Genomic DNA, 12,373 nt, shown 5'->3' on the forward strand with positions numbered 1-12,373 from the left:
GGCGCGAATACATTGGCCTGTGAGTTCAACCAACTCAATATAGGATTTGAGCTCAAAGGGCAGTCCTTTTGGCATATGTTTTCGTGGGCTGCCAGCAAAACGTAGTAGGCTTTTTGGTTGTTTGCCCAGCTTAGCGTGGTCGATGCGTTTTTTGATGCTGGTGTAGTCTGAGGTTTCAGGTGTTGCGGTAATTTGGGCTCTAATTGGGTTTAGGTCTACATATGCGAGACAAGCAGCCAATGCAGCCTCGTCCAGTAATGCTTGGGATTTGAATCGTCCTTCCCAGAATCGGCCTGTACAATTATCTTCTTTATTTGCTCGGCGGGCGATGTCTTCGTTGAGTACTCGCATGAACCAGCTAATATCGACTAGCCTTTCTCTGTACTTATCAACCAGCTCATCGAGTATCAATTGCTCCGACTCACTCAGTGGCTCATCTTCAATAAACTTTTGGCTTATCCAATTGCCTTTAAACAACTTATGCCATCGTATCACAGTCGCTTTATCCGACAGGCGCTTAGCCTTTTTATCATCAACATATAAAACAATGTGAGTGTGATTACTCATCACGGCATAAGCACAAATATCAATACAAAACACAGACCCCAACATCAGGAGCTTTTCTTCAACCCAATCTCGGCGGTGTTCGTATGATTTGCCAGTAAATTTATCTTTACCGCACAGAAACGCACGCCTTACGCAACGGGAGATACAGTGGTAGTATTTGGTGTCGGTTAAACTGATTTGTTTTTTACGGGCAGTTGCCATAGTTTGGTTTCCTCAATCCTTTGAGTGCAAAACTAAAGCTTAGGCGGTATCTTTGGAAGGTGCAAACTTAGTGGTAGGTGTCAGCGTTTTAGTAAACGCGGCAGTAGATTCGGTGTCACGGAGATATAAAATTAGTAAACTAATCACAAAAGAACACAAGCTACTTCTGGTTTTGAGTATATCAATGCTTCTTGCAATTTTTGTAGTTAAATGGGCAAATGAAGATAGTCCAGTTTATAGACCCCTAATTCAAGATATGCGTTTGGTTGACTCAGTTAAAATCTCAGATGTATTGGATCAAGAGCGTATTCGCTACTATGCCGATGTTAAAAACCATATGCTTTACGTCAACCAAGAACAATCAGAATTAGCCCGTGTCTCTCTTGCTAAAATTGGCTTTGTCATTGAGTACCCAGAAATTACTAAAAACAATGATCTGAATAAAGCTTATGATGAATTCATCAAGCAAAAGAGGCTAGAGAAAGAAACAGGAAAAATCTGGCAAAGACCATGGTTCTTTAAATTAGTTAAATTGATTATGGGAGCACTCGTAATTATTGTTCTAATTCTTGCTATTGTTCGCCCAGCCCTTGCGGCAATAATTTATGATGAAGGTAAAAAGTAGCTATAACAAGCTGTTTAACAAAGACAAAATACAGCTGGCTTTTGCTTAATTCTAGAAAACTATATTTTGTCGATTAACACAGCGTTACCGAGAGTCAGCTTTCATAAAGCAAGAATTGTTGATGTTCAGGTAACCGAACGACTCTTGCAGGCACAGAGCCACCAGTTGTCCAGAAACAAGTTACAGATTCACCATAATCGGTTTGATATATGTGAAATGAGGTGCTGTGCAGTCACAGCCCAAAAAATAGCAGGCCAGCATCACTATAAACATCACTGCGAAGAAACCAAATACCTCCGCAAGGTTTTTTAAGAAAGTAAGAATTCATAAAAAAAGCCAGTCAGAAATACTGGCTGGCCTTTTATTAATCTAACGAAAGCTAGGTTAGGTTTTTACAACCAAGTCTATTCCCACTCGATTGTCGCTGGCGGCTTACCTGATACATCGTAAACCACGCGAGAAATACCATCAATTTCGTTGATGATACGGTTTGAAACGTGGCCTAGTAGCTCGTATGGTAAGTGTGACCAACGTGCCGTCATAAAGTCGATAGTTTCAACACAACGTAGTGAGATCACCCAATCGTATTTACGTGCATCGCCCATCACGCCAACAGAGCGTACCGGCAGGAACACGGCGAATGCCTGAGATACTTTGTGGTATAGGTCCGCTTTATGTAGCTCTTCAATGAAGATAGCGTCAGCACGGCGCAGTAAGTCACAGTATTCTTTCTTGATTTCGCCAAGCACACGAACACCAAGACCTGGACCTGGGAACGGGTGACGATAAAGCATGTCATACGGTAATCCAAGCTCTAGACCAATCTTGCGAACTTCATCTTTAAATAGTTCACGTAGTGGCTCAACCAGACCTAGCTCCATATCTTCAGGTAATCCACCCACGTTGTGGTGAGATTTGATCACATGTGCTTTACCGGTTTTAGATGCTGCCGATTCGATAACATCAGGGTAAATTGTACCTTGTGCTAACCATTTTGCATTCACGCGCTGGCTGGCTTGCTCATCGAATACTTCAATAAAGGTGTGACCAATTGCTTTACGTTTGTCTTCAGGGTCATTTAAACCGTTAAGCGCATTAAGGAAACGATCTTCAGCTTCTACCTTGATGATGTTCAGACCAAACTTATCACCGAACATATCCATTACTTGCTGGCCTTCATTCAAGCGTAGTAGGCCATTATCAACAAATACACAGGTTAGTTTGTCGCCAATCGCACGGTGAATAAGCATTGCAACCACTGACGAATCAACACCACCAGATAGGCCAAGGATAACTTCGTCATCCCCTACTTTCTCTTTGATACGCTCAATTGCATCTTCAATGATTTGCTCAGGCGTCCATAGTTTTTCACACCCACAGATATCAATTGCAAAACGCTCTAGTAAACGCAAACCTTGCTGAGTATGCGTTACTTCTGGGTGAAACTGTACACCGTAGAAGCGCTTTTCTTCCCAAGACATTGCCGCATGAGGACAAGTATCCGTTCTCGCTGAAGTTTTGAATGTATCTGGAATTTTAGCAACTTTATCGCCATGGCTCATCCACACGTCTAGGTAACCAGCACCATCTTCGATGTGATCTTCAATCGCTTCAAATAGCTTACAGTCGCCTACTTTCTCTACTTTTGCGTAGCCGAATTCTTTTTTATCTGAGCTATGTACCTGACCACCAAGCTGCATTGCCATCGTCTGCATACCATAACAGATACCCAGTACAGGCACGCCTGCTTCGAATACATAATCTGGTGCTTTTGGGCTACCTTCAAGCGTCGTTGACTCTGGGCCACCTGATAGAATGATACCTTGAGGGTTGAACTCACGGATTTGCTCTTCTGTCACATCCCAAGCCCAAAGTTCACAGTAAACACCAATTTCACGTACACGACGTGCAATTAGCTGAGTGTATTGCGAACCAAAGTCTAAGATCAAAATTCGGGAATCGTGGATATCTTTGCTCATTGATAATCTCGTTAGTTAGGAACTAAACAGGATAAAGCCGCATTGCGCCTCTATCAAAAGTAATAAGGGCTAGCAACTTGCTAGCCCAGAAACACGCCTTGAGGCTTAACCCATGCGGTAGTTAGGCGCCTCTTTGGTGATCTGCACGTCATGTACGTGAGACTCACCCATACCCGCAGAAGTCACACGAACAAACTGCGGCTTAGTATTTAATTCAGTGATGGTTGCACAACCTGTTAGACCCATTGCACTGCGAATACCACCGATTTGCTGATGGATAATCGTTGCGATTGGTCCTTTGTATGCTACGCGACCTTCGATACCTTCAGGTACTAGTTTGTCAGCAGCATCGCTCTTCTGGAAGTAACGGTCAGACGAACCTTCTTTTTGATTCATCGCACCAAGAGAACCCATACCACGGTAAGACTTGTAGTAACGGCCTTGGTATAGTTCAACTTCACCAGGAGACTCTTCAGTACCCGCTAGCATAGACCCCACCATTACACATGCAGCACCAGCAACTAGCGCTTTTACGATATCACCAGAGAAACGGATACCACCGTCAGCAATCACTGGAATATCACGACCTTTTAGGCCTTCTACTGCATCTGAAATCGCAGTAATTTGTGGTACACCACAACCAGTCACGATACGAGTAGTACAGATAGAGCCTGGGCCAATACCCACTTTAACGGCATCTGCACCAGCATCAGCCAATGCAATTGCACCTTCTGAAGTTGCGACGTTACCTGCAACAATTTGTAGCTCTGGATAAGTTTCGCGCGTGGCTTTAACGCGGTCAATAACACCTTGAGAATGGCCGTGAGAAGTATCGATTAGTAGTACATCAACACCCGCTTCAACCAAAGCAGCAATACGCTCATCAGTGCCAGCACCAACACCAACAGCAGCACCAACACGAAGACGGCCTTGCTCATCTTTACACGCGTTTGGTTTATCTTGCGCTTTTTGGTAATCCTTAACGGTGATCATGCCTTTTAGTGCAAATGCGTCATCAACCACTAAGATTTTTTCGATACGGTGTTCGTGCATGAGGCCAAGGATCTCTTCACGAGATGCGCCTTCTTTTACTGTCACTAAGTCATCTTTCTTAGTCATGACCGTTGAAACTGCTTTTTCTAGCTTAGTTTCGAAACGCATATCACGGCTAGTCACGATGCCTTCAAGTTGGTTGTTTGCACCAACAACCGGGAAACCTGAAAACCCTTTGTCCTGTGCAAGCTCCATTGCTTCTGCAATCGTAAGATCAGAAGTAACCGTCACAGGGAAAGAGATAATACCCGCTTCATACGTCTTAACTTTACGCACGTTGCGAGCTTGCTCTTCGATAGTCATGTTTTTGTGGATAAAACCAATACCACCTTCTTGTGCCAGAGCGATCGCTAAGCGCGCTTCTGTCACTGTATCCATTGAAGCGGAAACAAGCGGTAAGTTTAATTCAATCCCACGTGTCAAACGCGTTTTCAGGTTTGCGGTGTGAGGAAGAACAGTTGAATGAGCTGGTACTAAAAGTACGTCGTCAAAGGTAAGGGCTTCTTTTGCAATTCTTAGCATGTTCGCGGCTTCTCTCAAGTGAACTGAGTATAAGGAATTGCGTGCGAATTTTATCAGCGTTCCTTATGGGAGTAAATAAAATTTAGCAAAAAATGTGATAAAGTGACTGTGAATTTTTTATGGAGGCCAACATGGGATACCCCAATAATAACAAAACCTATTCTGTATCAAGACTTAACAGAGAAATACGCGCGCTCTTAGAACAAGGTTTTGCCTCTGTACAACTCACCGGAGAAATTTCAAACTTTGTTGCTCCGGCCTCAGGGCATTGGTATTTTTCTCTAAAAGATGACAAAGCACAGATAAAAGCGGCCATGTGGCGAGGTAATAATCGATACTGTAACCACCGCCCAGCCAACGGTCAGCAGGTAATGGTACAAGCTAGAGTGTCAGTGTATGAACCGCGAGGCGACTATCAATTGATAGTCGAGCAAATGGCCCCAGCTGGTGAAGGCTTGCTCAAGCAACAGTTTGACGCCCTTAAAATGCAACTAGCCGCAGAAGGCCTATTTTCGGCTAGTCACAAAAAGTCTTTGCCAAGTGTCATTAATCGCGTAGGGGTCGTCACTTCAGCGACAGGCGCTGCCATCAAGGATATTTTGACTGTACTCAAACGTCGCGCCCCACAGTTACAAGTTGTAATTTACCCAGCTCTAGTGCAAGGCGATGAAGCCAAGCAGCAGATTTGCAAACAAATCGCTCAGGCGAATGCTAGACGCGAGGTAGACGTATTGATCGTTGGCAGAGGTGGCGGCTCATTAGAAGACTTATGGAGCTTTAACGAGGAGCCCGTCGCAAGGGCCATTTTTGCCAGCTCAATTCCGGTGATAAGCGCAGTAGGCCACGAAATAGATACTACCATTTCTGACTATGTTGCAGATGTCAGAGCGCCAACCCCATCGGCGGCCGCAGAGCTAGTGAGCCCAGACTCAGAAGCGCTAAAATTGCGTACTTCGCAGTTACTACAATATCTCAATCAGGCTTTTAAGCGTCGGCTTGAAGGTGCATCACAGCGTTTAGCAAACTTTGAAGCCCGACTGCAAATACAACACCCTAAGAATCAACTTATGCAGCAAACACAGCGAGTTGATGAGTTAGAGCAGCGATTAATTCGTGCTCAAGCCTATCACTTACGTCAAAAGCAATCGCAATTTCATTTGCTGCAACATAGATTTGATCGATTACATCCAGAGCAAAGGATCGCTCAGTTCAAGCAATTGGTCGCACAACTCAGTGATAAGTTGCAGTATGCAATGGAGCAAAAGCTTAATACACAAAGACATCAACTCGCGGTATCAAGCGCAAAACTAGACAGTGTCAGCCCACTGGCGGTATTAGCTCGGGGCTATAGTATTGCCAAGCAGGAAGATAACGTGATTAAGTCAGTGGCGGATGTCGACCCAGAAAAGCCGATAATTACGCAACTGGCTGATGGGGAGGTGGTGTCTATGGTCAAAGCAACCCAGTAAGCGGACATAAAAATGGGGAAGTGATTTCCCCATTTTTAATCTAATAACCTACAACATCGCAGAAGTGATAGACTCATTTTCGAGCCTATCATCGTCTTCTAGGAAGTTTTGGTTCATACTCTCTGCAGGACATGGGCATGATGGCTTACCAACCACCTTAGCAGGGATCCCCACTACCGTAGTGTGCGGTGCTACAGGGCTGAGTACAACAGAACCAGCCCCAATTCGAGCGCCCTCTCCTACTTCAATGTTGCCAAGTACTTTGGCACCAGCACCAATCAATACACCGGCGCGGATTTTCGGGTGACGGTCACCCTGCTCGTTACCCGTACCACCAAGTGTGACTGATTGCAGAATAGAAACATTATCTTCAATAACCGCGGTTTCACCAATGACTATACCAGTCGCATGGTCAAACATAATACCATGACCGACTTTACAAGCAGGATGGATGTCAACACCGAATACTTCAGAGGTTCTGCTCTGTATAAAGCGAGCCAGCTCTTTTCTGTCTTGACGCCATAAGCAGTATGCCAATCGATGTGCTTGGATTGCATGAAAACCTTTCAGATTTAAAATTACGTTGAGATAACTATCGGCAGCTGGGTCACGATCTTTAACAGCTTTTATATCATGTGCAACATGAGTCAGCATAGTATCGCAGTGCACAAAGGCCTGATCGAACAACTCGCGGATTGTAAATGCTGACACCACGGCATCCGCCAACTTATTTGCAACGATAAAGCTTAATGCAGAACCAAGACACTCGTGATTTAAAATACTCGAGTAAACGTGACTAGCAAGCAATGGTTCGCGAGCAACCAACTCATTGGCTTCTTCGCGTAACTTATTCCAAATCTCATGTCTCATGTGACGAACTTCCGATAATACTGATACTTCTCATAGTGTAACGCTTAGAGTCATTGAGTGTCATGTATTATAAAAAATCAGGCTTCAAACACTTGGTTATATCTAATAACCAACCAACATATTTTAGCCTGGTTTTAAATACCCTCAGCTGGACCAAAGATTCTTACAATTTAGCACTGTCGAACTGAGTAGATCTTCGTATAATAACGCCCCATTGAATACTACCAACGCGGGATCGCTAATATGTCGATAAAGATCAAGACAACGGATACCAACAAACCAAATGGCACAGGGCTTGCGCGGATAATCAAAGCAACGCATTGCTCGGCGAAAGGAATGAAAGCGGCTTATAAAGAAGAGTCGGCATTTAGACAAGAAACGTGGTTACTGGTGGCAAGTCTTCCTTTATCAATCATAGTGGCGCAAAGTATTGCTCAGTGGGCCTTATTGGTCGGTAGTGTACTGTTGATATTAGTCATAGAACTTATCAACTCGGCAATCGAAGCGCTGACAGATAGAGTGAGTACCGAGCATCACTTACTATCTGGTCGTGCAAAAGATATGGCATCAGCGGCCGTTACGCTGACATTATTAATTAGCTCGTTAATTTGGATAGCTGCCGCAGTGGAGTGGTTCAACACCATAACCTAAAATTACGCGTGGTTTTGACACAAAAAAATGGCGGCTAAATTTTTAGCCGCCATTTTTTATAAGCTGAATAATCGTTATTCAAACACTTTTTCTACATCCAACGTTTTAATATTCTTACTTGGAATATTTAGCGGGTATGTAGCAATTTCAGCATCTTCTGCCAGCAATACATCAGGCTTTTTCGTGTTATAAGTCATAGGAGATGGCTGCTCAGCACTTAGGCGCTTCGCCATGTCTTTTGCATCACCAGTGATAAACACATAGTGAATATCTTCGGTCTGCAAGTTCTCTTTGATAACTCGATTGATATCTTCAACAGACAGCGACGCTAGCTGCTTTGTCACATAGGCAACAAACTCATCGGTGCTGTAGAACTGGCTATCAAGTGCATAACCTAGCTGTCTATCTTGGCTCGCCACCATTTGCGGCACAAAGTTGATTAAGAAGTTACGTGTTGCTTCAAAGTCTGCTTGGCTCATCCCTTCTTTGATCAGCTTATCGAGTTCAAACAATGCAGTACGCGTTGCAAAATGGGCGTCGTTATTAGAACGAAGTGGGCGTAACCACACTTGGAAAATTTGCTCACTACGACCTAAGTTTGCATCCGGCTTAGTTTGGAACATACCACGAGGGAAGTATTCGATGTATGCATAATCACCATAGTTCATACCACGTACCTGACGGATACGCTGGTACAAGTGGCTGTTTGAACTGCGATGCTCACCAAAGTATGAACGCACTAACCAAAGCGCAGCCCAGTCTTTGCTGCTACGAACCGTGTCGATTGGGAAACCAAAAGAGACCGCTGTTGATTTTGCATTCTTTTCTACGATGGTTGCGTGATGACCAGATAGTTTAGGGGCATCTGGCACTTGTAAACGCGCTTCTTCGCCTTTAGGTAAAGCCGCAAGATCGTTAAACATCGCTTCTTTTAGCTGTTTATCGAGTGCACCTGTGATACCCACGTTAAGTTTAGCTTGAGTAAATTGCTGAGCGTAAAAAACCTTAACGTCATCCAGTGTGATTGCTTCTAAGTCTGATAAATCACCAAAGTTATAGCTTTCGTATGGGTGGCCTTTGTACAGCTCGTGATAAAGCACTTCTTTACCTAGTTCTTCATCATTTGACGCTTTCAAACCAGCCTTAATGCCGTCGATGAGCTCTTTTTTCAGACGTTTAAAATCATCTTCTCTGAACCCTGGGCTCAAAAGCTGCTGACTCACAATGCCATACCATTGATCTGCATTATCTTTATGAATACGACCACGTAAAGAAATCATTTCTTTATCGATTTGATAACCGAAGCTACCAGCAATAGGATACAGCGCCTTTTGAATTTCTTTGTATGATTGCGACTCACTTCCGCCTTTGGCAATCATAGCCGCAGTAAGCGCAGCAAGACCTTTTTTACCTGCAGGATCTGCGGCAGCACCTGTGTAAAAAAGAAAGTTCACATCCACCAGCGGTGAATTATTGGTCTTGTCTAATACGTTGAAATGACGCGTTACTGGCTTGTCCATTTTTGCTACTAACTTGTCTAAGTTAACTTCCTTATCAAAACCAGGCACAGACTCAAGTGCAGACATAGTCACCGTTGTGCGGCTGCTGTCCACAAAGTATTTATTGGCAATATCACGAATGTCTTTCGCAGTGACTTTATCTGCACTTGCATAAAGCGCATTCACCACTTCAGGGTCACGCTCAAAATGCATGTAGCTTGCGAGTGTCGAAGCAATAGATTGTGATGAGTCAAGGCCGTTAATAAAGCTGTACTTTAGGTTTGATTTAAGTGCAGCAAGTTTATTTTCATCTACCAGCTCTGTGCGTGCTTTTGCGTAAGTGTTATTGATTGCATCACGCACTGTCGCCAGATCTTTTTCATCTTCAACTTTAACGAAAACATGCAGAAGACCAGGGTCTTTGGTTTCAGGGTTGTAGGTAAACATTTGGCTTGCAAGCTGTTTGTCTACCACCAGCTCTTGATATAACTCAGAGTTTTGAGAGAAGTATAACTGCGAGATCAAATCAAGCGCAGCTCGATCTTTTTTCTTCGGCTCCCATGCAGTGCCTTTATATGAAACAAGCAACCAGTGACCTGGTAAGCCATCATATTTTTCATGGACGTAACGTGCTTTCTCTTGTTTAGGCTCAACTGGAATATCAGCTTGATAATCACCCTTTTTCCAATTACCCCAGTGCTTTTTCACCATAGCCATGGTTTCTTTTGGATCTACGTCACCCACAATGACAAGCGATACGTATTCTGGCTTGTAAAAACGTTCAAAGAAGGTTTTACCATAGGCCATTTGATCTGGCATTGCTTCGATGTCTTCAAAAAAGCCCATCGTTGTGTGTTTATAGGTATGTTTATCAAATGCTTCTTTTCTTACCGCAGAAAGCAGTTTTCGAACTGGGCTGGCATTATTTTTAAGGTATTCACCTTTCACGGTTAGTGCTTCAGTACGAAACTGTTCTTCACTGTAAGTCAGGTTCTGAAAGATATCCGCTTCGATTTCTAATACTTTATCTAAATGCTGCTTCGAGAAATTTAGGTGATAGTTCGTGTAGTCATTGGTGGTGTAGGCGCGATTATCAACACCTGAATTTTTTAGAATGTCTGAATAAACATCTTGTGGATACTTTTCTGAGCCTTTGAACATCATATGCTCAAAGAAGTGAGCGAAGCCGGTTTTACCCGCTTCGACTTCATTACGCGAGCCAACAGAAACCGGGATCTGTAGCGATACCACATCAGGATAGTTAGTTTTAACTACCATGACGCGAAGGCCATTTTCTAGCTCTTCCAAAACATAATCTTGGGCGAATACTTTATTGGATTGGGCAGCTTGAGTACTTTCAGCTGACTGTTGGGCTTGGTCTGAATTCGTCGCTGCGCAGCCACTAAGCGCTAAGCTTACGGCAAAGCTGGTTGCTAGTAATTTGAATTTCATGAATTTGGTCCTAATCATATTTTTTATTCTAAGTAAGTCGTGTTCACTTACGTTAGTAAACCTCCTGATTATGCCCCAAAGCCATACTAATTCGCTAATTTCCAAGGTGATTTACCATCCTAATGTGTAAACAAATATGAAATTTTGGTTTGAGCACTTGAGATAAATTCATAATTATTGAAATTCTTTCATTAAAAAAATCTATCTAGACGTCTAAATGGCTGCTATATTAGTAAAGAGATACAGAAATGCTTTTGTGGAATGAGGATTATGGCTTTAACGCTTCAAGAGAAAATCATTGACCCTAACCAAGGGGTATATTTAATTGGTACCACACCACCTAAGATTGGCACCGACCCAGAGCAGCTAAAATCAATTGCCGCTAAGCTTTTGGGCCGTTTACATGAGATTGAATACGACGGCGTGATCATCTATGACATTCAAGATGAAAGCAGCCGTACTCAAGTACCACGTCCATTTCCTTTTAAGCACACCGTTGATCCGTGTGAATATAGTCAGTTGATCCGCGAATTATCACACCTTGATGTAATTACGTATAAAAGTGTGGCACAGCGCGATAGTGAAGCTTTTGGCGATTGGTTAAGCAGCACAAAACAGCAATATGGGTTAAACAATCTAGTATTAGTGGGCAGTCCGTCTTCACAAGGCGATATTAAGTTGCCGCTTTCTGAAGCCTATAAGGTATTGAAGCATCATCAAGATGACTTTTTCTTAGGTGGTGTAACTATCGCAGAGCGCCACGCCAGTAAGCGTAATGAACACGAAAGGTTAATTGATAAAACAGAGCAAGGCTGCCAATTCTTTGTTTCCCAAGCAGTGTATGACGCTCAAGCAACCATAGATCTTATTACGAGCTATGCTCGCACCTGTAAACAGCAAGGGCAAACACCAAAACGCATTATTCTTACCTTTACTCCATGTGGTGGAGAAAAGACCTTGCAGTTTATGGAGTGGCTGGGGATCTCAGTACCAGAAGCAACCAAATGGCGCATGTTAGATTCAGAAAACACACTAAGTGAGTCAATTCGTATTTGTAGAGAGAATCTAGATCAAATCTTAAAAAGCTGCTCACACCTAGATATTTCTCTTGGCTTAAATATTGAGAGCTTAACAAACCGAAAAGAAGAAATTGACGCGTCGATAAACCTTTATCGACTGTTGAAGGCGACCATGGAATTATGCCTTGCGGAAAAGCAAATTGCTTAATGCAGTCTAGGGCCTGTTGATCTTCCAAGTTTGTTTTTGCAGCAGTTTGATTGGTATTTATACAAGGCAGAGCCTGCGTAGCATAGTCATTCTATGTAAGTCTGGCGATAAAGACTTTGTGCTCCTGCAAAGTCACCTTACCCCACATCCTTGTGGGGCAACACAGTAGAAATGCCAATCAAGCGCTGCCCTTTGGGTTCACCTGAGTGCGCTTTGTTCATTGTTGCTCAACTTTTGCCTAGATTACTAGGCGGCAAG

9 protein-coding genes are annotated in these 12,373 nt (G+C 43.4%); 4 read left to right on the forward strand and 5 right to left on the reverse strand.

Features of this window, described 5'->3' with window-relative positions; translation table 11 throughout:
- Positions 1–768, reverse strand: a 768-nt coding sequence (locus MHN32_RS22655) for a transposase (protein WP_239422879.1), incomplete at its 3' end; no start/stop codon positions are given.
- Positions 769–820: 52 nt separating this feature from the next.
- Here MHN32_RS22655 and MHN32_RS22660 point away from each other — a divergent pair.
- Positions 821–1,393 (forward strand): hypothetical protein, encoded by a 573-nt coding sequence (locus tag MHN32_RS22660; protein WP_239422880.1) that lies wholly within the window; start codon positions 821–823, stop codon positions 1,391–1,393.
- A gap of 404 nt (positions 1,394–1,797) precedes the next feature.
- Here MHN32_RS22660 and guaA read toward each other — a convergent pair whose 3' ends face one another.
- Positions 1,798–3,372 (reverse strand): glutamine-hydrolyzing GMP synthase, encoded by a 1,575-nt coding sequence (guaA, locus tag MHN32_RS22665; RefSeq protein ID WP_102057462.1) that lies wholly within the window; start codon positions 3,370–3,372, stop codon positions 1,798–1,800.
- 105 nt (positions 3,373–3,477) lie between these two features.
- Positions 3,478–4,947, reverse strand: coding sequence for an IMP dehydrogenase (guaB, locus tag MHN32_RS22670; RefSeq protein WP_174169755.1), 1,470 nt, complete (start codon positions 4,945–4,947; stop codon positions 3,478–3,480).
- Positions 4,948–5,078: 131 nt separating this feature from the next.
- Here guaB and xseA point away from each other — a divergent pair, with 131 nt between their 5' ends.
- Positions 5,079–6,416, forward strand: a complete 1,338-nt coding sequence (gene xseA / locus MHN32_RS22675) for an exodeoxyribonuclease VII large subunit (protein ID WP_239422881.1) — start codon at positions 5,079–5,081, stop codon at positions 6,414–6,416.
- A 48-nt stretch (positions 6,417–6,464) separates the two neighbouring features.
- Here the strand turns inward: xseA and cysE are convergent, their stop codons facing one another.
- Positions 6,465–7,286, reverse strand: coding sequence for a serine O-acetyltransferase (cysE, locus tag MHN32_RS22680; RefSeq protein WP_010607638.1), 822 nt, complete (start codon positions 7,284–7,286; stop codon positions 6,465–6,467).
- A gap of 243 nt (positions 7,287–7,529) precedes the next feature.
- Here cysE and MHN32_RS22685 point away from each other — a divergent pair, with 243 nt between their 5' ends.
- Positions 7,530–7,937 (forward strand): diacylglycerol kinase, encoded by a 408-nt coding sequence (locus tag MHN32_RS22685; RefSeq protein ID WP_010607637.1) that lies wholly within the window; start codon positions 7,530–7,532, stop codon positions 7,935–7,937.
- 74 nt (positions 7,938–8,011) lie between these two features.
- On the opposite strand, the gene MHN32_RS22690 is transcribed toward MHN32_RS22685, so the two are convergent.
- Entirely contained in the window at positions 8,012–10,888 is a 2,877-nt protein-coding gene (locus tag MHN32_RS22690) for a pitrilysin family protein (RefSeq protein WP_239422882.1), read from the reverse strand.
- Positions 10,889–11,158: 270 nt separating this feature from the next.
- Between MHN32_RS22690 and MHN32_RS22695 the strand changes: the two genes are divergently transcribed.
- Complete coding sequence (locus tag MHN32_RS22695) at positions 11,159–12,115, forward strand: methylenetetrahydrofolate reductase (RefSeq protein ID WP_102057467.1); 957 nt, start codon at positions 11,159–11,161, stop codon at positions 12,113–12,115.
- The last annotated feature ends 258 nt before the right edge of the window (positions 12,116–12,373 follow it).

The organism is Pseudoalteromonas sp. Of11M-6, from assembly GCF_022347905.1.
Classification (GTDB): Bacteria; Pseudomonadota; Gammaproteobacteria; order Enterobacterales; family Alteromonadaceae; genus Pseudoalteromonas.